The organism is Phyllobacterium sp. CCNWLW109, from assembly GCF_037203905.1.
GTDB classification, from domain to species: Bacteria; Pseudomonadota; Alphaproteobacteria; order Rhizobiales; family Rhizobiaceae; genus Phyllobacterium; species Phyllobacterium ifriqiyense.
In genome coordinates, this window is sequence record NZ_JBBCBK010000004.1 from 762275 (window position 1) to 784853 (window position 22579).

The 22579-nt window shown below is 53.3% G+C and carries 19 protein-coding genes; 16 read left to right on the plus strand and 3 right to left on the minus strand.

Features of this window, described 5'->3' with window-relative positions:
* Positions 1-35 precede the first annotated feature (35 nt).
* The 5 genes from V9K92_RS19140 to V9K92_RS19160 all read left to right on the plus strand — a co-directional run bounded on the left by V9K92_RS19140 (position 36) and on the right by V9K92_RS19160 (position 7830).
* A complete protein-coding gene (locus V9K92_RS19140) occupies positions 36-710 on the plus strand; it encodes a protein-L-isoaspartate O-methyltransferase family protein (protein ID WP_337354679.1) in 675 nt (224 codons plus the stop codon).
* Between the two features lie 139 nt (positions 711-849).
* The gene (locus V9K92_RS19145) at positions 850-2277 is read left to right on the plus strand and encodes a TolC family outer membrane protein (RefSeq protein ID WP_115052907.1); all 1428 of its coding nucleotides are present in this window, start codon (positions 850-852) and stop codon (positions 2275-2277) included.
* A gap of 197 nt (positions 2278-2474) precedes the next feature.
* The gene (locus V9K92_RS19150; RefSeq protein ID WP_337354680.1) at positions 2475-3278 is read left to right on the plus strand and encodes a PopZ family protein; all 804 of its coding nucleotides are present in this window, start codon (positions 2475-2477) and stop codon (positions 3276-3278) included.
* Positions 3279-3420: 142 nt separating this feature from the next.
* The gene (locus V9K92_RS19155) at positions 3421-6207 is read left to right on the plus strand and encodes a valine--tRNA ligase (RefSeq protein WP_337354681.1); all 2787 of its coding nucleotides are present in this window, start codon (positions 3421-3423) and stop codon (positions 6205-6207) included.
* A 384-nt stretch (positions 6208-6591) separates the two neighbouring features.
* Positions 6592-7830, plus strand: coding sequence for an OmpP1/FadL family transporter (locus V9K92_RS19160; RefSeq protein ID WP_337354682.1), 1239 nt, complete (start codon positions 6592-6594; stop codon positions 7828-7830).
* Here the strand turns inward: V9K92_RS19160 and V9K92_RS19165 are convergent, their stop codons facing one another.
* Entirely contained in the window at positions 7831-8073 is a 243-nt protein-coding gene (locus tag V9K92_RS19165; RefSeq protein ID WP_337354683.1) for a hypothetical protein, read from the minus strand.
* Positions 8074-8475: 402 nt separating this feature from the next.
* Between V9K92_RS19165 and V9K92_RS19170 the strand changes: the two genes are divergently transcribed.
* Entirely contained in the window at positions 8476-9270 is a 795-nt protein-coding gene (locus tag V9K92_RS19170) for a tetratricopeptide repeat protein (RefSeq protein WP_435530139.1), read from the plus strand.
* Positions 9271-9346: 76 nt separating this feature from the next.
* Here the strand turns inward: V9K92_RS19170 and xth are convergent, their stop codons facing one another.
* Positions 9347-10126 (minus strand): exodeoxyribonuclease III, encoded by a 780-nt coding sequence (gene xth, locus V9K92_RS19175; RefSeq protein ID WP_115053287.1) that lies wholly within the window; start codon positions 10124-10126, stop codon positions 9347-9349.
* A 118-nt stretch (positions 10127-10244) separates the two neighbouring features.
* Between xth and V9K92_RS19180 the strand changes: the two genes are divergently transcribed.
* The gene (locus V9K92_RS19180; protein WP_337354684.1) at positions 10245-11735 is read left to right on the plus strand and encodes a nucleobase:cation symporter-2 family protein; all 1491 of its coding nucleotides are present in this window, start codon (positions 10245-10247) and stop codon (positions 11733-11735) included.
* Positions 11736-11798: 63 nt separating this feature from the next.
* Here V9K92_RS19180 and erpA read toward each other — a convergent pair whose 3' ends face one another.
* The gene (gene erpA, locus V9K92_RS19185) at positions 11799-12134 is read right to left on the minus strand and encodes an iron-sulfur cluster insertion protein ErpA (RefSeq protein ID WP_115052915.1); all 336 of its coding nucleotides are present in this window, start codon (positions 12132-12134) and stop codon (positions 11799-11801) included.
* Between the two features lie 190 nt (positions 12135-12324).
* Between erpA and V9K92_RS19190 the strand changes: the two genes are divergently transcribed.
* The 9 genes from V9K92_RS19190 (at position 12325) to tatC (ending at position 22566) form a co-directional block, all read left to right on the plus strand.
* Positions 12325-13533 carry a deoxyguanosinetriphosphate triphosphohydrolase gene (locus V9K92_RS19190; protein WP_337354685.1) on the plus strand — a complete coding sequence of 403 codons (1209 nt, stop codon included), beginning with the start codon at positions 12325-12327 and terminating at the stop codon, positions 13531-13533.
* 64 nt (positions 13534-13597) lie between these two features.
* The gene (gene argS / locus V9K92_RS19195; RefSeq protein WP_337354686.1) at positions 13598-15355 is read left to right on the plus strand and encodes an arginine--tRNA ligase; all 1758 of its coding nucleotides are present in this window, start codon (positions 13598-13600) and stop codon (positions 15353-15355) included.
* 100 nt (positions 15356-15455) lie between these two features.
* A complete protein-coding gene (locus V9K92_RS19200; RefSeq protein ID WP_337354687.1) occupies positions 15456-17975 on the plus strand; it encodes an SPOR domain-containing protein in 2520 nt (839 codons plus the stop codon).
* A gap of 79 nt (positions 17976-18054) precedes the next feature.
* A complete protein-coding gene (gene nagZ / locus V9K92_RS19205) occupies positions 18055-19074 on the plus strand; it encodes a beta-N-acetylhexosaminidase (protein WP_115052919.1) in 1020 nt (339 codons plus the stop codon).
* Between the two features lie 28 nt (positions 19075-19102).
* Positions 19103-19945 (plus strand): segregation and condensation protein A, encoded by an 843-nt coding sequence (locus tag V9K92_RS19210; protein ID WP_370878827.1) that lies wholly within the window; start codon positions 19103-19105, stop codon positions 19943-19945.
* Positions 19929-20660, plus strand: coding sequence for an SMC-Scp complex subunit ScpB (scpB, locus tag V9K92_RS19215; RefSeq protein WP_370878826.1), 732 nt, complete (start codon positions 19929-19931; stop codon positions 20658-20660). Before V9K92_RS19210 ends, scpB begins: the two co-directional genes overlap by 17 nt.
* Before the next feature lie 179 nt (positions 20661-20839).
* A complete protein-coding gene (locus V9K92_RS19220; RefSeq protein WP_115052922.1) occupies positions 20840-21067 on the plus strand; it encodes a twin-arginine translocase TatA/TatE family subunit in 228 nt (75 codons plus the stop codon).
* 66 nt (positions 21068-21133) lie between these two features.
* The gene (tatB, locus tag V9K92_RS19225) at positions 21134-21754 is read left to right on the plus strand and encodes a Sec-independent protein translocase protein TatB (RefSeq protein WP_115052923.1); all 621 of its coding nucleotides are present in this window, start codon (positions 21134-21136) and stop codon (positions 21752-21754) included.
* A complete protein-coding gene (tatC, locus tag V9K92_RS19230; protein WP_307285424.1) occupies positions 21751-22566 on the plus strand; it encodes a twin-arginine translocase subunit TatC in 816 nt (271 codons plus the stop codon). Before tatB ends, tatC begins: the two co-directional genes overlap by 4 nt.
* Positions 22567-22579: the final 13 nt, after the last annotated feature.

Consider the following 22579-nt stretch of genomic DNA (forward strand, 5'->3'; position numbering starts at 1 on the left):
ATCGCAGTGCTCGTGCTGTTAGGAAAGCTTGGAATATGGTGCTGAATTTCGAAGATCTGCGGACCAAGATGGTCGATAACCAGTTGCGTACAACTGATGTGACGGACAAGCCTCTGTTGCAGGCGTTTCTGGATGTCCCGCGCGAGAAATTCGTACCAAGTGTTCGTGCACCGCTCGCTTATATTGATGACGATGTCATGGTCTCAACGCCGACGGCCGAGGCAGGAGCGCGCTACATCATGCAAGCTTCGCCTTTTGCCAAGCTCGTTCAGCTTGCCAATATCCAGCCTGAAGATGTTGTTCTCGATATCGGTTGCGCGACAGGATATTCGGCAGCCATTCTCTCGCGAATCTCCAGCTCGGTTATCGCTGTGGAGGCTGATGCAAATCTCGCCGGTCAGGCTACTTCAATCCTGTCGTCCCTGGGCTATGATAATGTCGTGGTCTTAACCGGGCCGCTGGAAAAGGGCTACGCGTCTGAAGCACCTTTTGATGTAATCATAATTGAGGGTAGCGTTGACCACGTTCCTGTTACATTATTCGATCAGTTGAAGGATGGGGGGCGACTCGTTGCCGTTGAAGGCAGCGGAAACTCCGGAAAATCAATGATTTACGTGAAGAACGAAGGAATCGTATCAGGACGTCGCGCTTTCAATTCGGCGATAAAGCCTCTCCCAGGCTTCGGCAAAGTTCCTGAATTCGAATTCTAAGCGTGTCGCACGTGAGACATAAGTGCAACGGTTGACCACTTTGTTTGCGAATTGGGGTTTGCAACTGTGGTCAATTCGGAAATTGGCTTGTATTGAAGTTACAACGTCGAACCGATTGGTTCGGTCTGAATATTGAGACATGAAGGGGTTTATAGTGTTCATAGCGGGTAAGCGATTACTGACCGCAGCGCTGATGTCAGCCACGGTACTAGCCTCTACGCCTTCAATGGCTGAGACGATCTTTGGCGCAATGGCCAAAGCCTACAACAACAACTCCACTCTTAACGCCACAAGGGCAGGCGTTCGCGTTACTGATGAAGGCGTGGCGATTGCCAAGTCGGGCTACCGGCCGACTATCTCTGCTTCCGCAAACCTCACATCGACCTATACCAGACTGGATGGACGGGGCCGATCGACAGGCACGGGGTTTGTGAATGACGGCACCTCAAATACCGCCGTGTTCGGCGTTACTGTCAATCAGATGCTCTTTGACGGGTTCACCACCAAGAACACGGTCTCAGCCTCAAAAACCCAGGTTCTGGCCGCCCGTGAAAACCTGCGCAACACGGAACAGAATCAGCTTTTCGCTGCGGTGCAAGCCTATATGGATGTCTATCTGACCCGTCAGATCGTCGTTCTTCGCCAGCGGAATATCGAAGCGCTTGACGAACAGCTTCGTGCTGCGCGCGCTCGTTTTGACGTGGGTGAGGGTACGCGTACCGACGTTGCACAGGCAGATGCCCAGAAAGCAACGGCCATTGCGCAGCTGAACCTTGCCAAATCAAACGAAAAAACCGCCGAGGCAACCTATATTCAGGTGGTCGGCGAAGCACCGGGACGACTTGAGCGCGCACCAGCTGCCAAAAAGTCATTGCCGCGCAATATGGACGAAGCCTATGCCATAGCCGAGAATACGCATCCTGCTATTCTGTCGACACGCTATGCCGTGGATGCCGCTGGCTATACGGTCAAGGCAACAGAAGGCGAATTGCTTCCTCAGGTGAATTTGAGAGGCGAGATCAGCCGCGACGAAATATGGGGCGAGCCAAGCGATCTTTCTACCAGCAGCAATAATTCGACAAGCGCGTCGGCTGGAATTCAGGTTACCGTTCCGATTTACAGCGGTGGCCGCACATCGGCTCGTGTTCGCCAAGGCAAGGAAACCGTGGCGCAGCGCCGGATCGAAGTTGACGTAGCGCGTGACGATGTTCGTCAGGCTATCGCCAGCGCTTTTGCCGAAATGGAAGCCGCCAAGGCATCCATTGTTGCTCAAAGGACTGCTGTCGCCGCTGCTCAGCTCGCATTGAACGGCGTTATTGAAGAACGTAAAGTTGGTCAGCGCACGACACTCGACGTATTGAACGAGCAGACCAATGTTCTGACAGCGCAAATCAATCTTGTGCAGGCTGAGCGCGATGCGGTTGTTACCAGCTATGCTGCTCTGTCGGGAACTGGCCGTTTGACGGCAGCCCAACTTGGATTGCAGGTGGCTGAGCACCGGCCGGAAGAGCATTACGAAGCGGTCAAGGACAAGTGGATCGGCCTTCGCACGCCTGATAGCCGCTGATCGATCCTGCTACGATAAAATAGAAATTTGGCCGCTGGATAAATCCGGCGGCCAATTCATTTCAGCGGGGCGAATCAAAAGTCTGTGGGTTAGCCCGAAACATTGCTCTGAGGGATTCTCAAATAGACAACCAGCCTCTACACTGCATGCAGATTCGTTGCACCGCACCGAAACAAGATGTAGTAGGCAAGTTGATCATGGCACAATCACCAATCGGGGCATCCGCAGGCTTATCAAGCGCGACGCGCGAACCTTCCATGGAAGAGATTCTGGCCTCGATACGCCGCATCATTGAAGAGAGCGACACGGCACGGCCTGATGATGTGCCGCCAACGGCTGTAAATTCCGATATGCCAGCTCAAACTACTTCCAATTTACAGGTCGAAGATAATCTGGAAAGCGACGAGGCCGAACTTGCTCCGCGGCAAGGTATTGCTGTTACGCCGCCTGTCCAGAAAATGCCTGAGGCGATGTTTTCGCCTCGTTTGCCCGACGTGGAATCAAAGCCGCATGAGACGAACAAGCCTGAGGCGAAATCGCCCGCCGAAGCTGTTGCCCCAGCTCCACAGATTCTTGCCGAGGAAGAATTGCTCGTTGCAGAGCAGGTTGCCGAAAAGCCGGCAGCACCCTCGCAACCCGATACAAGCGCTAATATGCGCTTTGCTGAGCCAGCGAGCGTCCCGGAATCTGGTCCGGCAGTAAAGTCTTCGATGCCTATAGCTATCGATGAATTCGAGACGAATATGGAGGAAGAAGTGTCGCTTGATCTGGCGCAGGCGCTGGAGCCGATTCTTTCTGAAAGCACTGAGCGCCAGGTTAGTGCTGCGTTTGAGGATCTGTCATTTGCCGTTCGCAGCGAGCAGCGGCGTTCCTTTGATGAAATCGCACAGGAAATCATGCGGCCTTTGCTGCAGGATTGGCTGGACAATAATTTACCGACCTTGGTGGAGCGCCTTGTTCGCGAAGAAATTGAACGCGTTGCGCGCGGCGGCAAGCGTTAGAGCCCAGAAATACCTCGTCGAGCTTGTAGGGGCCGCCAGATGGCGGTCTTTTCGTTTCAGGCGTACGATATCATTGACTTGAGCCTCGCCATTGGGTTTACACCCTAACAATCCTTTTTTCCGCAAAATGACGGACAGTTTTATGCTTGAGAAGACTTATGACGCCGCGGCCGTAGAGCCAGAGATTGCAAAACGTTGGGAAGAGGCGGGTGCCTTTAAGGCCGGTGCCGGTTCCAAGCCGGGCGCAGATCCCTTTGCGATTGTCATACCGCCGCCAAATGTGACCGGCTCTCTGCATATGGGCCATGCACTGAATAATACCATTCAGGACATTATGGTCCGCTTTGAGCGGATGCGTGGCAAGAATGTCTTGTGGCAGCCGGGCATGGATCATGCCGGTATTGCAACGCAAATGGTTGTCGAGCGGCAATTGATGGAGCGTCAACAGCCGAGTCGCCGTGAGATGGGCCGTGAGAAGTTTGTCGAGCGTGTGTGGGAGTGGAAGGCGGAGTCTGGCGGGATTATTGCCGGACAGCTGAAACGCCTGGGTGCGTCCTGCGATTGGTCGCGCGAACGCTTTACCATGGATGAAGGCTTGTCGAAGGCCGTTCTTGAGGTTTTCGTTACACTTTACAAGCAGGGGCTCATTTACAAAGACAAACGTCTGGTCAATTGGGACCCCAAGCTGCTGACTGCGATTTCGGATATTGAGGTTGAGTCGCGCGAGATGAAGGGGCATTTGTGGCATTTCCGCTATCCGCTGGAGAATGTCGCCTTCGATCCGGAAAATCCGCATACATATATTGTTGTCGCAACAACCCGGCCAGAGACAATGCTTGGCGATACGGGCGTTGCCGTCAATCCTGACGATGCCCGCTATCATGCGCTTATTGGCAATAATGTTGTTCTGCCGCTCATCGGTCGTCATATTCCTATCGTTGCCGATGATTATGCTGATCCTGAAGCCGGATCCGGCGCTGTGAAGATTACGCCTGCGCACGATTTCAACGATTTTGAAGTGGGCAAGCGCAATGATCTCCGGCAGATCAATATTCTTAATACGAATGCATCGATTTTCCTCAAGGAAAACAATGATTTCCTGGAGGGTTTGGAGAAATCGAGCCATCTGGATCAGTTTATCCACGCACTGGACGGCAAGGATCGTTTTGCAGCACGCAAGCTGATTGTCGCTATGATGGACGATGGCGGTTATCTTGAGAAGATCGAGGACCACACCCATTCCGTACCCCATGGCGATCGCGGTGATGTGCCGATTGAGCCTTATCTGACAGATCAGTGGTATGTGAATGCGGGCGAGCTCGCCAAGCCAGCCATTGCCAGTGTTCGTGAGGGCCGGACCAATTTTGTGCCGAAAAACTGGGAAAAAACCTATTATGACTGGATGGAAAACATCCAGCCCTGGGCGATTTCACGGCAATTGTGGTGGGGGCATCAAATTCCCGCCTGGTATGGACCGGATGGTCAGGTTTTCGTCGAGCGCACAGAAGAAGAAGCGCTCAGCGCAGCCGTTCAGCATTATCTCGCCCATGAAGGACCTATGAAGGCGCATGTGCAGAACCTTCTGGAGAACCTGAAGCCCGGAGAAATCCTGACGCGCGATGAAGATGTGCTCGATACATGGTTCTCTTCGGCGCTCTGGCCGTTTTCAACGCTTGGCTGGCCCGACAAGACACCGGAGCTTTCGACCTATTATCCAACCAGCGTTCTGGTGAGCGGCTTTGATATCATATTTTTCTGGGTTGCCCGGATGATGATGATGGGCCTGCACTTTATGGATAAGGAGCCGTTTCACACCGTCTATATGCACGCGCTTGTTCGCGACAAGAACGGTGCGAAGATGTCGAAGTCCAAAGGCAACGTTATTGATCCGCTGGAACTGATGGATGAATACGGCGCTGATGCGTTGCGGTTTACACTTGCCATCATGGCCGCTCAGGGCCGTGACGTGAAACTGGATACCAGCCGTATTGCCGGATATCGCAATTTTGGTACCAAGCTTTGGAACTCAACGCGCTTTGCTGAAATGAATGGTGTTGCGCGCAACCCGTCTTTCAAGCCGGACGATGCCAAGCTGACGGTTAACCGCTGGATTCTGACCGAGCTCACCAATGCTGTGCGCGATGTCACCGACGGTATCGCCACTTATCGCTTCAATGAAGCTGCAAGCGCGGTCTATCGTTTTGTATGGAACCAGTTCTGCGACTGGTACATCGAGCTGTTGAAGCCTGTATTCAATGGTGACGATGCCGAGGCAAAGGCGGAAGCACAAGCCTGTGCAGCCTATGTGCTTGATGAGATCTACAAGCTTCTGCATCCGTTCATGCCATTCATGACGGAGGAGCTCTGGGCGCATACGGCGGGCGAGGGCGCGAAGCGTGAAACCCTGCTGTGCCATGCTGAATGGCCAGTGTCATCATTTGTTGATGCCGATGCCGCCTCAGAGATCAATTGGTTGATCGATCTGGTAACCGGTATCCGTTCTGTTCGGGCCGAGATGAATGTCCCTGCTTCCGCTGTAGCTCCGCTCGTCGTCATCGGTGCCAATGAAGCCACCGAGGCGCGCTTGCAGCGTCACGAAGCTGCGATCAAGTGGCGGGCGCGCGTGGACACGATTACGCTGGGAAGCGAGGCCCCTAAGGGTTCGGCACAATTTGTCATCGGCGAAGCTACAGCCTGCCTGCCACTGGGCAGCCTTATTGACGTCAATGCTGAAATTGCGCGTCTGACCAAGGAGGCCGGTAAGATCGCCGATGAAAGCGACAAGATCGGTAAAAAGCTCGGCAATGAGAAATTCGTTGCCAATGCCAAACCGGAGATCGTGCAGGCAGAACGCGAACGACTGGCCGAGCTTCAGGAGGCCGCTGGTAAAATCGAAGTGGCGATACGGCGCGTTCGCGAGGCGAGCTGATTCCGGAGTTTTATTGCCGATAATGAAATTTGGAGTGGCTCGTCCCTTGAAACATGCGGCGAGCCACCCCATTTTCGTCGATCAAAAGCCCCAATTTTGTCATTTTTGAAGTGCGTTGCATTTGCGCAACAATGACGTTTTTTGGCTAAAAAACCGCTATTTTCCCCATAATGCTTTGTGACTAGTGGGAAACCCGCGATAATTTTGAACTGATTTTCGAAAAAAGTCAGTTTTTGAAGAATCTCCCGTTTTTCTCCCATAACGGGGCGCAATCAAAGATATTGCACTCAATAAGATTGCTTTGTTACCTATTACGTATTGGTAATATTTCCCGAATTAGGCTGACATTCGGGGCACATTATAAAGCTTTCGGGGGAGGAATTAATGTCTAAAGCTATTTCGACAATGTTGGGCGGGGCACTATTGTTGACTGGTGTGGCCTCTGCTGCGCAAGCCGGGGGGCTTGAGCGCGGAGGCTACAATTACGATCTGCTGTTCAGCGAAGATCGTTTCGCCTCTGAAGCTGGCGTGATCTATGTCATGCCTGATCGCAAGATCAAGAATGCACAGGGTCTTAATGCAGGTGGCAAATCTTCTGTCAGCGAGACCGAAAATTACACCATTCCTCGCGTCGGCGTTAAAGTTGGCATCACTGAGGATTTCGATTGCTTGGCTCAGTATAGCCAGCCATGGGGAGTTCATACCAACCCAGGTGACGATTGGAAGGGCTCCAACCAGAACATCGAAACCAAGATCGAAAGCCATGATTATGGTTTGACTTGCTCTTACAAGTTCGATGTTGGCAAAGGCTTCCTCCGCGCACTCGGCGGTGTTTCTTATCAGAAGGTTGAAGGCTTCAAGGAGCGTCTGGTCAGCCCGGCTTTTCGACCACTCGGACTATCTGGCAACGGTTTGCTCGAACTTGAAGGCGACGGCATCGGCTGGCGCATTGGGGCTGCTTACGAAATTCCAGAAATCGCGTTCCGTGCTAGCTTAATCTACAATGCCGAGGTTGATCTTGGTGACGTAGAAGGCACGCTCGATCTTACAAATTTACCATCCCTTCCTACTAACCCCCTTACAGGCCGCGTAACCGATGTTTACGGGACAGCGACAATGCCACAGTCTTTGGAATTCAAAATCCAAACAGGTATCGCTCCCGATTGGCTGGCTTTCGGTTCGGTTAAGTGGGTTGACTGGAGCGTTCTCGAAGTCGTGTCATTCTGCCCAATATCCACGAGGGGTGCAGTTTCCTGCGGACCTAACTCACCTGCCAAGGCGACATCGATCGATCTTATGTTCCGGGATGGCTGGACGGTTGCTGCAGGTGTTGGTCACAAGTTCAACGACCAATGGAGCGGTCAGGTTCAGGTTTCCTGGGACCGTGGAACTTCGACAGGCTTAACCACTCAGACAGACACATGGTTGCTGTCGAGCGGCGTTTCCTGGTCGCCTAACAAGAATGTTGAACTGCGCGTAGGCGGTGCAGTTGGTATGCTCACTTCCGGTTCGTATGGTCCGACAAAGTGCACCGTCAACACTGGCTGCGGCAATGATGCCAAGTATGATTTCGGCGATGACTTCGTGTCAGCGCTGTCGATCTCAGGCAAGCTGAAGTTCTGATCACTGCTTAACGAAATAGCGAAAGAGCCCGGCAGAGATGCCGGGCTTTTTTATTGGTAGCGTGGCTTCCTTGGTCAATGCCCGCATTTGATCGATGGCCACCTGTGCCCGGAGGAAACCGTAGCGGCAGACAGCGTCCGGCATCCATGCCGGTTTGTGTTTAGGCATCACTTTTTGTGACGATTCGGCAACAGTGTGGCCAGGATGATTCACACAGCGCTTTCGGCAGCCAAATTTGCCCATTTTGCGCCACAAACCCGGAGCACCTCGATAAGGCGGTAACCTTTTAGAGGTATAACGTCAGGCAATATTGCTGGCGTACCGTTTTGGGGTAATGATGGACGCGACACTACTTTCGCATGAAGCTTCGAAAAGCCACCACGCAGTGGCATATCGCAATTCTATTTTAGAGTTGCGATCATCGGCCATTAATCCAGACCTTGAATACTGGAATAATTCTGCAAAGCGCAGCCGCACTATTGCCGGAAATCTGCCTAACCATGGCTCAAATGATCTGAAATATTCTACAATTCCGTTGCGAGCCGCCATAAGGGTGTTGACTGGCGGTGTTGAAATCCGGTCTGCCGTTACGGCGCGCCTAGCGGCTGCGACAATGGCGAGCCCGAGCGAAGGAATTAAGCTGCCATGCTGATTGCTGATCGTTTTCTCGCTCCCATTGTGGGAATTGGTCTTTTCCTGGGCGCCATGACTCTGCCCTGCATGGCTTTTGATACCAAGAATGAGATGAACGAGGATTCCAGCCCTTTTGCTCTCTTCAAGTTTGGTTTTTCTGCCTACAAAAACGGTCACAAGGATGAGGCAGTCAAAGCCTTGCGTTTTGCCGCTGAAAAAGGTCATCAGGGCGCAAACTGGAAACTCGGACGGATGTATGCCGAAGGCGACGGCGTAAAAGAAGACGATTACGAAGCCTATAAGATGTTTGAGCAAGTTATCCAGGAAGGCGCTGATCAAGGCACCGAGAATGAGAGTTATGTTGCAGATGCGCTCGTAGCTCTTGCCGGATATGTAAAACGCGGCATCCCAAATTCACCCATCAATTCCAACCCAAGTGCCGCCCGCGACCTTTATCTGCAGGCAGCGTCGAATTTTGGCGATCCGGACGCACAGTTCGAACTCGGCAAAATGCTGATGCGCGGCGAGGGTGGCAGTGCAAGCCCCAATCAGGCAGCACGCTGGTTCCGGCTCTCAGCACAAAAGGGCCATGCCGGTGCTCAAGCGATGCTTGGCAATCTGTTGTTTCAGGCTGGCAAGACCGTTCGCGGGCTGGCAATGATGACGGCAGCGCTTGAACACGCAACCGGCAAGGATCGCATCTGGATCGGTGATATTCAGGAACAGGCATTTTCGATTGCGGATGAAGCGGATCGCCGCACGGCCATGGTTCTGGCTGGCGATATCGTAAAGACTGGCGATTTCTAATAGCTGTCAGCGCAAACCAAGTTCGATGAACTTGGCTTGAACCCATCATCGTATCCGCATAGCGTTAAAATCCGCTCTAGACGATAATTATCGCGACCGGGACGTGATCCGAAGGCTTTTCCCAGGCACGGACATGTTTTTCTATGCTGGCAGATTCCAGACGATTGGCCGCTTCCGGTGACAGCATGAGATGGTCAATCCGAATGCCATTGTTCTTTTGCCAGGCGCCCGCCTGATAATCCCAGAATGTATAAGTTCCAGCCGCATCGGTCACGCTGCGCACCGCATCGGTGAAACCCAGATTTTCCAAACGGCGGAAAGCCTGTCGCGTTTCAGGTTGAAACAGCGCATCATTTACCCAGGCTTCGGGATTGCGCGCATCGATAGGCTCAGCGATGACATTATAATCGCCGGCCAGGATCAGCGGCTCTTCGAGGCTCAAACGCTCCTCAGCCCATTTTTCCAAACGGGCCATCCAGCGCAGCTTGTAGGGGAATTTTTCCGTATCGATCGGATTGCCATTGGGCAGATAGAGCGAGACGACGCGCAACATGCCCTTTTCCGTTGAGAAAACCGCCTCGATAAAACGCGCATGGTCGTCCTCGTCTTCGCCGGGAAGTCCTCGCGTTACTTCTTCGGGCGAGGTTTTCGACAAGATAGCGACGCCATTGAAGCCCTTTTGTCCATTCGTCTCCACATGGTAGCCAAGCGCTTCAATTTCTTCGCGGGGAAAACCCTCGTCGACAGATTTGATTTCCTGCAAACAAACAATATCCGGATCGGACTCCCGCAACCAAGCCTTGAGAACCTCGATGCGAGCTTTGACGCCGTTGATGTTCCAGGTGACAATTTTCATGGGAAACACTTGGCTTTGCTGAGTTTTCGGTTGCGCAACGACCAATATAGGTCATTCTCATTAGTGGGGAAAACGATACTCGTCCGGTCATCAACCGGTCAAGCCATTGGGGGTATTTATGAGCAGTCCTTCACATATTCATGATGTTGATGCGGGCTTGCCCGTGCCCCGTCTTGCAGCCTTGGGCATTCAGCACGTCCTCGTCATGTATGCGGGGGCGATTGCGGTGCCTTTGATCGTAGGCCGCGCCTTGCAGTTAGCGCCTGCAGACGTTGCTTTTCTGATCTCCGCCGATCTCTTTGTCTGCGGGATCGTGACGATCATCCAGTCGCTTGGCGCAACCCAGTGGTTTGGGATAAAGCTGCCGGTGATGATGGGCGTAACATTCGCTGCCGTAGGTCCCATGGTCGCCATGGCCAATGCCAATACGGGGCCGGACGGAGCGCGGCTGATTTTCGGCGCCATTATCGGTGCAGGGTTTGTAGCAATGCTGCTGGCACCGCTTATGAGCCGTCTGCTGCGTTTCTTTCCGCCGGTGGTGACAGGCACGATTATCCTGGTCATCGGGGTTTCGCTGATGCGGGTCGGTATCAATTGGGTTTTCGGTAATCCCTTTGGCCCCACGGCTCCTAAAATTGTTTCTCCCGAACATGCGGCATGGCTTAAAACGATTACCGAGCTGGCCGCCGCGCCGGGTTCTGCTTTACCGGCATTGCCGCAAAAGCTGGCGCTTGCACCTTCGCTGCAAAATCCTGCTTATGCGCCGCTTTCGAATATTGCGATCTCCGCTGTTGTGCTTGTCTCGATCCTGCTCATTGCGCGCTTCGGCAAGGGGTTCATCTCAAACATTGCCGTGCTCCTCGGTATCGTCATTGGCGCGCTCGTGGCAACAAGTCTGGGCATGATGGGTTTCGAGAAAGTTGCTTCCGCCCGCTGGTTTGCAATCATCACGCCGTTTCATTTCGGCATGCCGATTTTCGATCCTGTGCTGATCATCACCATGAGTCTTGTCATGATCGTCGTGATGATCGAATCTACGGGCATGTTTCTGGCTCTTGGCGATCTGACGGGAAAGAAAATAACCCGGCCAATGTTATCAGCCGGACTTCGCACAGATGGTCTGGGAACAGTCATTGGGGGTGTCTTTAACACGTTTCCCTATACGAGCTTCTCGCAAAATGTCGGGCTCGTAGGCGTGACCGGCGTCAAAAGCCGCTTCGTATGCGTGGCGGCCGGTCTGATACTGCTCATACTCGGGCTGATGCCCAAAATGGGCGCTCTCGTTGAATCATTGCCGCAATTTGTTCTTGGCGGGGCAGGGCTGGTGATGTTCGGCATGGTGGCAGCGACGGGCATACGCATATTGTCGAAGGTGGAATTCCAATCAAGCCGCAACAATCTTTTCATTGTGGCAGTATCGTTGGCTTTGGGAATGATCCCGCTGGTGGCCCCCGACTTCAAAATGTGGATGCCGCACGCCGTTCATCCCTTGATCGAATCCGGCATTCTTCTGGCATCGGTCTCGTCAGTTTTGCTGAATTGGTATTTCAATGGGGCTTTGGGGAGTGCCGACGATTTGCGCGAGGCGGCAAAAGGCGCTGAAGCTTGAGGGGAAATAAAAAAGGCCGTCGCGAGACAGCCTTTTGAAACAGCTTGAGAAGAGGCGAGCAGCCTAGACGGAGAAACTCGTGCCGCAACCGCATGAGGATGTGGCATTCGGGTTGCGGATTTGAAAAGACTGGCCCATCAGGTCATCGACAAAATCAATCTCCGACCCGCCAATATAGGGCAGTGAAATCGAATCAATCAAAACCTTTGCTCCCAATTTTTCGATTACGATGTCATCTGCATCCTGTGCATCGACCAGATCGTACTTATAGGAAAAGCCTGAGCAGCCGCCACCTTCGACAGAGATGCGCAGGGCGGTTTTGTCAGGGTCGGATTTCAAAATTGCCGAGATGCGCTTGGCCGCAGCGTCGGAGACAGAAACATTTACAACTTCGGTCATTCTTCACATTCCTTCGCGGGAAACATCCGCCCGGCTCTAAAGACAGAACATCATCATGTCATGCCTTGCCATTCATTATACACCATAGCTAAGAATTGGCGACGGTGAAGTCAACGGCATGCGTGTTAATGGGTGGTACTGCTGTGCTCGCATGTTCCGAAGCATGCACAAGAAGGCGGGAAGTGAAATAATGTCGATGCAGGATGTGGGTTTTGGTTACAGGGAACGGGCATCTTATGCCAGCGATCCACAGCATAGCCGTGGGCGGCTCGTAGCTGAGAGCGAAAGTCCAACGCGCACCGTATTTCAGCGCGATCGCGACAGAATTATTCACTCGACGGCGTTTCGCCGTCTGAAACATAAAACTCAGGTTTTTATTGCCCATGAGGGCGACCATTACCGCACGAGGCTCACGCACACGATTGAGGTGGCGCAGATTGCCCGAGCCCTGGCTCGCTCAATGCGTCTTGATGAGGATTTGGCTGAAGCGATTGCCCTGGTACATGATTTTGGTCACACGCCCTTTGGCCATACCGGCGAAGACGCGTTGGATGAAAAGATGCGCGATTTTGGCGGCTTTGACCATAACGCGCAGTCGCTGCGGATCGTAACCAGTCTTGAAAGGCGATATGCCGAGTTTGATGGTCTGAACCTGACCTGGGAGACGCTGGAGGGGCTTGTCAAACATAATGGCCCGCTAATGGATTCCCAAGGGCGAGGCATTGGTCATCCTGTTCCGGCGGCGATCCTTGAGTATAATGCCCAGTTTAATCTGGAACTTGGGCACCATGCCTCTCTTGAAGCGCAATGCGCCGCAATAGCAGACGATATCGCTTATAATGCTCACGACATTGACGATGGGCTTCGTTCGGGCCTCCTATCCTTGGACGCTCTGGAAGATGTGGCAATAATCGGCGATATTTTGCGGACTGTAAGGACAAAATATCCCAAACTTGATGAAGTTCGCACGACACATGAGATTGTCAGACGCCAGATAACCCTGATGGTTGAGAACGTTATAAGTCAGTCACAAGCCAATCTTGATCGTATCCAACCTCAAAAGATCGAAGACATACACAATGCTGGGCAAAACATTGTCGCCTTCACCGAGGCTATGAGATTGCAAGAGAAGGCACTGAAGACATTTCTCTACGACAATCTGTATTTTCACGAAAGTGTTCTAAGAGTGCGCAAATCGGCTGACAAGATTGTGAGAGATCTTTTTGAAGCCTATATGAATGACGCTCAAGCAATGCCGGAAGGCTGGAGGAACGAGCAAGTTCAGGCAGATATGCCCGCCCGCGCTCGCCTGGTTGCCGATTTCCTGAGTGGTATGACCGACACTTATGCTGTGCGCGAGCATCGCAGGCTGTTTGACCATACGCCCGAATTGTCCTAGAGCAGGCTCAACTTTGGCCATGAGGCCCCAGACTTTTCTATAAACCTCGAATGAGAATTACGTCATGAACATCTTCGCGGACTTCGATGCGCGGATTAAGAACGCCCTGCAAGCACTTGATTTGAAAACAACTGATGGTGCAGCAGTCGATCTGTCGCGCGTTGGCGTCGAGCCACCTCGCGATGCAAGTCATGGCGATATTGCAACCAATGCAGCGATGGTGTTGTCGAAAGCCGTCGGTCAGAATCCACGCGAACTTGCCGTTAAAATCGGTGATGCGCTGAAGAATGATCCTGATGTCGGCTCAGTCGATGTTGCAGGTCCGGGCTTCATCAATTTGAGGCTGAAAGACAGTTACTGGCAACAGCAACTCTCCACCATGCTGGATGCCGGACTCGATTATGGCCGGTCAAAGCTCGGCTATGGCCATAGGGTCAATGTCGAGTATGTTTCAGCCAATCCGACAGGTCCAATGCATGTCGGGCACTGCCGCGGCGCAGTGGTGGGTGATGCGCTGGCCAATCTTCTATCTTTTGCCGGTTACGAAGTTGGCAAGGAATATTACATCAACGATGCCGGCGCGCAGATCGACGTGTTGGCAAATTCTGTCATGCTCCGGTACCGCGAGGCTTTGGGAGAACAGATCGGTGAGATTCCTGCCGGTTTATATCCGGGCGACTATCTCATTCCTGTCGGCAAGGCGCTGGCCGACGATTACGGTACGAAATTGCTCGAAATGCCGGAAGAAAAAAGCCTTGCGATCGTCAAGGACCGGACTATCGACGCAATGATGGCAATGATCCGTGACGATCTGGCTTCGCTCAACGTTCATCACGACATCTTTTTCTCCGAGCGGACGCTGCACGCCAATAATGCGAAGCTCATCCGCTCGGCCATCAATGATCTGACGCTGAAGGGGCATGTCTACAAGGGTAAGCTTCCTCCACCCAAAGGCCAAGTGCCGGAAGATTGGGAAGACAGGGAACAAACCCTATTCCGGTCGACAGATGTGGGTGATGATATCGATCGGCCATTGGTGAAGTCGGATGGTCAGTTCACTTATTTTGCGGCGGACGTTGCCTATTTCAAAGACAAGTATGACCGGCATTTCGATGAGATGATCTATGTGCTTGGTGCAGACCATGGCGGCTACGTCAAGCGGCTGGAATCACTGGCGCGCGCAGTTTCGGGCGGCACGGCAAAGCTGACGGTACTGATTTGCCAGCTCGTCAAACTTTACCGCAATGGCGAGCCGGTGCGGATGTCGAAGCGGTCCGGCGAATTTGTGACCCTGCGGGATGTGGTTGAGGAAGTTGGCCGCGATCCCGTCCGATTCATGATGCTGTACCGGAAGAATGATGCACCCCTTGATTTCGATTTTGCCAAAGTAACGGAACATTCGAAAGATAATCCTGTGTTCTACGTACAATATGCGTCCGCACGGTGCCATTCGGTGTTCCGGCAGGCGATTGAGCAGCTTGGCATTGGCGAAGTGGATCTGGCGGCGAGCGCGAAGCATTTCAATTTGCTGACCGACGAGAGTGAAATTGCGCTTATCCGCAAGCTTGCCGAATATCCGCGCATGATCGAAACAGCTGCGCTTCATCAAGAGCCACACCGGGTCGCATTTTACCTTTATGACCTTGCAAGTTCGCTGCATGGACAGTGGAATAAAGGCACTGAAAATCCGGACTTACGTTTTATTAAGGTTAACGATCCAAACTTGTCCCAAGCCAGGCTAGGGCTGGTTCAGGTTGTTTCGAAGGTTTTGGCGTCCGGTTTGTCAATCATTGGTGCGGACGCTCCGACTGAAATGCGCTAATAAGCGTAGAAATCCTGTCAACTTTTGCCCACATTGCGCTGGTATGGCCAATGCGTGACGTTTTCGGACGTCCCACAGTTGAGAGTACAGGATTAACGCCATGGCGGAAAACTATCTTCAGCGTTCTAACCGGCAGGATGATTCGCGATTCGGTATTGATGATCCTCTGATGGAGCTATCCCGCATTATGGGAACTCCGGAGCAGGATGAGTCACCTTCCGGGTCCAATGATGATTTTGCTCTGGATCTTGAACGCGAACTGATGGGAGGCTTCGATGACGAAGTCACCTCACAGTCCGCTTCGGCTGAATCAGATCGCAATCAGCAGAATGACGAGCCTGACGCTAGCGAATTTCAGGAGTCAATCGAGCGCGAGCTTTCGGCCATGCAGCCTGAGCAGCCTTACGACATTCCTGCGCAACCCGTCGCCGCTTACGAAGAGCCTGACTATGCGGATTATGAGCCGGAGACGGCTTATGCCGACAATGAAGCAGGCGAGGGTGTAATTTCAAATACAGGCGCTGGAGCTCCCGCTGCGCCAGTTGCGGCCGCGCCGGCGATCAGCCTTGAAGATGAATTGGAAACACTGCTTGCCGGATCGGCAAGGCCAGTTGTGCAGAGGTCTGCGAATGCATCCTGGGGATACGGTTCACGTTCCAATGTAGCCGGTCGCACGGAAGCAGCGCCGATTATCAGCCGCGCAACTGCCTACCAGCAGCCAGAAGCAGCGCCAGCGCCTGCTCCGGTCGCTTATGCACCAGCATCGCCCGCTGCTGCGTATGAGCCGCCTGTGGAGGAGATTGCTGCGCCGGTTGCTTATGCTGCACCAGAGCCTTCTTATGAGCCGCAGGTTTCCTATGCCGAGCAGGAAAATTCCGACACGGAAATCGAAGATGCTTTCAATGATCAGGAACTGATGGCAGCGCTTGATGATTTTGAAGTGCCGATGGATGCCGAGGAAGAGCTTGCGCCAGTGCGGGAACAGATCGCCGTTCCAGTTGCTGCTCCTATTGCCGGGGTGCCTAAGGTTCCAGAAGTTCATGCCTTGAGCGATTATGCGGATGAACTCGATCGTGCCGCCAAGCCGGTTCAAGCACCTGATGTGGATACTATCGCCGTTACCGAAAGTCGGGTTGACTACACCGAGTCACTCGATCTTCCGATGGTGAACTACGAAGACGATGCTCCCCAGAACAATGGTCTCAACGAGCTGGAGAGCGAGTTTGCCGAAGTATTCGGCTCGATCGAATCCGACACACAGCACAATGATTTTGCTGCAACGCCCAAGGAACAGGCACAGCCGGAACCTGCAAAGGACGAGTTTGCTGAAATCTATGCCGATGTCTTTGGCAATGAAGCCGAACAAAGCCGTTACAATGAAGCTGGCTATGCGGCTGCCGGTGTCGCTGCGGCAGGTATAGCCGGAGCAGCATTGCAGGCTCCTGCTGCCTCGGCCCGTTATCAGCACGGTCCTGAGGACGATGCTAATTTCGGTTATGATCCGCGTCAGGATGATGTCGACATTGCTGCTGGAGCCTATGCGCAGAACGAAAACAGGCCGCGCCGTAATCCTCTGTTCGTTCCGGGTGTGGCTGCTGCTGTGGTTCTGGTCGCTGTTGCGGGTGCGCTCGCATATAAGTGGACTGGCTCGACGGGTGGTGAACCCGTGGTCATCATGGCCGATAAGACGCCGATGAAGGTTCAGCCAGAAGCAACGGCGAGCGCTGTCGTTCCCAATCAGGACAAGGCTGTTTTCGATAAGGACGCAACCGCTGCTCCGGTAACGCCTAAACAGGAGCAATTGGTAACAACGCGCCAGGATCCTGTTGATCTTGCAGCCGATGAAGACGATGAAGTGCCAATCGCCGACAAGGTTGATGCGCGTATCGACCCTGCCGATCAAGATCTGGCGGCAAATGAGCCAGCTCCGGAACGCAATGGTGCACTTGCACCGCGTAAGGTTCAGACAATGGTCGTCAAGCCGGACGGAACGATGGTTGCCTCCATTACTCCTGACGCGCCGCCGGCAGGCACTGGTGCCGCCGCTGCTCCCGTGGAACGTCCCGGCAACACAGCAACGGGGCCTGTCTCAGCGGATGATCCTGTTGCTGCACTTGCGGGAGGAGATCCGGTTGAGCCGGAACCAGCGCTTGCGCCAGAAGCGCCAGCCGCTGCGGCACCCGCTGCTCCAAAAGCTCAAGTTGCGGCCAAGCCGGTAGAAACGAAGAAGATCACACAGGAAACAGTCGCCTCGGTTGCTCCGAAAAACGTTCCCGTGGTGGAGTCGCGTCCTGCGGAACAGCCGCTCGATATTGTTGATCGCGTGCCAGCCAAAAATGCTCCTGCACAACAGGTGGCTTCGGCTGCACCTGCTGCTGGAAGCTACTTCATCCAGGTTGCTTCGCAGCCAAGCGTTGAGGGTGCGCAGAAGACCTATGCATCGCTGTCGCAGAAACATGCGGGCGTTATTGGCGGACGTGGTGTCGATATCAAGCAGGCCGAGATTGCAGGAAAGGGCACATTCTATCGTGTACGTATCCCTGCCGGTTCGAAGAGCGACGCGGTGAATTTGTGCTCCAAGTACAAATCCGCAGGCGGAAGCTGCTTTGTGACGCAATAGACCGAACAGACAAAAATAAGAGAAAAGGCGGCCACTGGCCGCCTTTTCTTTTTGTGCATTGAAGCAGTAGACTCCCAATATGAGCGAATCAAAAGCATGGATTGCCGGTACCACCGGCCTGAAACTGACTCCGGATGAGATTGCGTTTTTTCGCGATGAACGTCCTTGGGGTTTTATTCTCTTTGCACGCAATGTGAGCGAAGCTGCACAGATCGAAGATTTGTGCGCGCATTTGCGTGATCTGGTCGGGCGCAATGATGCGCCTGTGCTAATCGACCAGGAGGGTGGACGTGTGCAACGTTTACGCCCGCCATTGGCCCCTGATTATCCATCGGGTTCGGCGCTGGGCGCTCTCTACCGCGAAAATGAGGAGAAGGGGCTGCGGGCGGCTTGGCTTTTGTCCCGCCTGCATGCGTTTGATCTGTTGAAGCTTGGCATTGACGTGGATTGCCTGCCAGTGCTGGATGTGCCGGTGGAAGGTGCCAATGATGTGATCGGTACGCGCGCCTATGGCAAGCATCCGGACATTGTAACAGCCATGGGCAGTGCGGCAGCAGAAGGATTGCTGGCGGGCGGCATGCTGCCGGTCATGAAACATATTCCCGGTCACGGCAGGGCCTTTGCTGATACGCATCACGAGCTACCGACCGTTGCGACCGGGCTGGATGAACTGGCTGAGCATGATTTTGCGCCCTTCAAAGCGCTATCGCATCTGCCAATGGCCATGAGCGCTCATGTGATCTTTTCAGCGGTCGACCCTAAATATCCGGCTACGACGTCTGGTAAGGTGGTCGAAGAGATTATCCGTGACTATATAGGCTTTGACGGGCTTTTGATGAGCGATGACGTCTCCATGAATGCACTTTCTGGGGATTACTTCGACCGAACCAAAGCAATCTTTGCGGCAGGATTGGATATGGTGCTTCATTGTCACGGGATTATGGAGCAAATGACGGCGGTTGCCTCATGCACTCCGGAGCTGCAAGGCAAGGCACTTGAACGGGCGGTAAAGGCCATAAAATACAAACGGAAACCCGACGCTTCCAGTGAAGAAGAGCTCAGGGACGAATTCCGCAGCATGTTCGAGGCGGTTGCATAAAGTGCGATAACAGGGAAGCGAGACAGGTTTGGCAGTTAGCGAAAAAAACATGAATGGCAACAAAGCAGCTCCAATGGAGGCGCTTTGGGAGAGCCAGGTTGATCGCGCTGCCAGCGAGCCTTCCCTTGTCATCGACATTCAAGGGTTTGAGGGGCCGCTTGATCTTTTGCTGCATCTTGCGCGAAATCAGCGTGTCGATCTGGCGCGAATTTCTGTTGTTGCCCTTGTTGAACAATATCTCGTGTTTATCCGGCAGGCACAGGCCCTTCGCCTTGAACTGGCGGCTGATTATCTGGTCATGGCCGCCTGGCTAACATATTTGAAATCGAAGCTGCTCATCCCGAAAGCTCCGGGCGAAGAAGGTGAAAGCGGCGAAGAACTGGCCGCCACTTTGCAATTCAGGTTGAAACGGCTTGAGGCAATGCGCGACGCGGCGATGAAGCTTATCAACTGCAATCGTCTTGGCCGTGATGTCTTTCCTCGTGGCATGCCGGAAGCTGTTATTGTTGATCAGACAAATGCTTATTCAGCCACGCTATATGAGCTTCTGACTGCCTATGCCTCACAAAGGCAAAAGCGCGCGACCTCGCATGTGCAGATTGCGCGGCGTTCCGTCTGGTCGCTCAAGGATGCTCGGGAAATATTGATGCGTCTCGTTGGCGAGATGAAAGACTGGACCGCGCTGGACCAATATTTGCTGGAATTTATTACGACTCCGGCAGAACGTGCTTCGGCAATAGCAAGTTCTTTTGCTGCAAGTCTTGAAATGGTCCGCGAGGGACATCTGGAAATCCGCCAGACGGGCGCTTTCAAACCGATCTACCTCCGCAACCGGCCGGAAGAACCAATGAAGGATGTGGTCAATGGCTGATCCTGCAAATGACGATGTCAAAATTGACAGGCAAGAGGCTGAGGACAACTGGAATACGGCAGTCAAAACATCAGACGCGTTGCGAATGGTTGAGGCGATCCTGTTTGCATCGGCGCAGCCTGTAACAGAAAAAGCCCTCAAAGAGCGCCTGCCATCGGATGTTGACGTTGCGATGTTGCTGGGAGAGTTGCAGGAAATATACTCCAATCGCGGTATAAATCTGCGGCAGGTTGGTGGTGCGTGGGCATTCCGCACTGCCGCAGATCTTGCATTCCTGATGAATCGCGAGGCTGTACAGCTCAAGAAATTGTCGCGGGCAGCTCTCGAAGTGCTTGCTATCATTGCCTATCACCAGCCGGTAACGCGTGCGGAACTCGAAGATATTCGCGGTGTTGAAACCTCCAAGGGCACGCTTGATGTGCTGATGGAAACGGGCTGGATCAAATTCCGGGGGCGTCGCCGCACGCCCGGTCGCCCCATAACTTATGGAACAACAGCCTCGTTCCTCGATCACTTCGGGTTACAGGAAGTACGCGATCTGCCCGGCATAGATGAGCTGCGCGGGGCAGGGCTGCTTTCCGCCCGCATGCCAACCAATTTTGCAATTCCTGTGCCTTTCAACGATCCGGACGAACTGACCGAGGATGAAGATCCTTTGACAGATATCGATCTGGAAGAACTGGGCCTTTTGACACCTAAGGTTGAGCAGGAGTGACATTATTTCTCGCCACATTTGCGGCGGATAGTCCCTTAAGGCAAAATTCGTACCTCGCAAATCAATTCGGGCTTGCGCTGGGTTTACGCGAATGTGAAAGAACAAAAGCGACTTGTGTTTGAAAAGCACGGGGAAAAAGCTTAGATCAGCTCAAACCACTGGGCGAATGTGAGGGTAAAATGGGTAGTTTTTCAATCTGGCACTGGCTTATCGTGCTTGCGGTCGTGTTGCTTCTCTTCGGACGCGGCAAAATTCCTGAGCTGATGGGCGATGTTGCCAAGGGTATCAAGAACTTCAAAAGCGGCATGAGCGACGAAGATGCTGCGGACGCCAATAATTCCAAGACCATTGACAACACGACAAGTGAGCCAGTGAATTCAGTCAAGGAAAAGACCAAGAAGTCTTGAACGGTAAGGGCGGGAGCCTTGCCCTGCGCGTGGCTGAATGGCCGCGTTGTGGCTGGAGCATGATAAATGTTTGATGTTGGTTGGTCGGAAATACTGGTCATCGCGGTCGTTCTGATTGTGGTTGTAGGTCCGAAAGACTTGCCCAAAATGCTGCGTGCGTTCGGCAAGGCGACGACTAAGTTTCGGGCAACTGCAGGTGAGTTTCGCAAGCAGTTTGATGAAGCTCTGAAAGAAGCCGAACTTGATGATGTTCGTGGCATTATAAATGATGCAAAGAGCCTCGACCCGCGCAATGACATACGCAAAGTATTCGATCCCGTCAGAACAATAGGCGAGGAAATACGCTCTACATTGAAAGATGCGACGGATACGGCGAAGGATAATGTGGCCATTCCCGACCCATCAGCGCCTGGTGCCACGCAGGCGCAACCTGTGGTGATGGAGCCATTGCCGCCTGTTGACGAGCCAAAGAAAAAGCCGAGGGCTGCGGCCAAGCCAAAGGCAGCCCCCAAAACCACGACGACCGCTAAACCCGCCAGCGCGGGGCCTGCAAAGGCAGTCGCTGTTAAGCCAGGCACAACAAAACAGACTGTCACAAAACAGACTGCTGCCAAAGCAGCCGCAGCGCCGGTCAAAAAGACGGCTAAGCCACGTGCCAAGAGCAGTGATACGGGGACGAAATCTTGAGCAATACCGACGATGAAATCGACAAGAGTTCAGCGCCGCTGATAGAGCATCTGATTGAGCTGCGCCGTCGTCTTATCTGGGCTCTGCTGGCTTTTTTCGTCGCGTTCCTGGGTTGCTTCCATTTTGGCAAGCAGCTTTTCAACCTGTTGGTTATTCCCTATCAATGGGCAGTGGGCTGGGCAGGATTTGATCCGGCAAAGGCGCAGCTGATTTACACCGCACCACAGGAGTTTTTCTTCACGCAGGTCAAGATTGCCATGTTTGGCGGTATCGTCATTGCCTTCCCTGTTATTGCTTCCCAGATTTATAAATTTGTTGCGCCCGGGCTCTACAAGAATGAGCGCATGGCCTTCTTGCCGTTTTTGATCGCCTCACCAATTCTGTTTCTCATGGGCGGTGCTCTGGTCTACTTTTTCTTCACGCCGATGGTTATGTGGTTCTTCCTTGCCATGCAGCAGACCGGCGGGGCCGGTGAAGTGCAAATTTCCTTGCTGCCCAAGGTTTCCGAATATCTCAGCCTTATCATGACGCTGATATTTGCATTCGGACTCGTTTTTCAGTTGCCGGTCGTGACAACCCTTTTGGCCCGGGTTGGGTTGGTCGGCTATGAAGGTCTCAGATCAAAGCGCAAATATGCGATTGTGATTGCCTTCATTGTTGCCGCGGTGATTACCCCGCCTGATCCTGTCAGCCAGATCGGTCTTGCGCTTCCCACCATCCTTCTCTACGAGATTTCCATCTGGATGGCGCGTCTGATCGAGAAAAAGCGTGCGGCTGAGACAGAAGCACAGTCGAGCGAAATCTCGTCCTGACACTCTCCAGTTC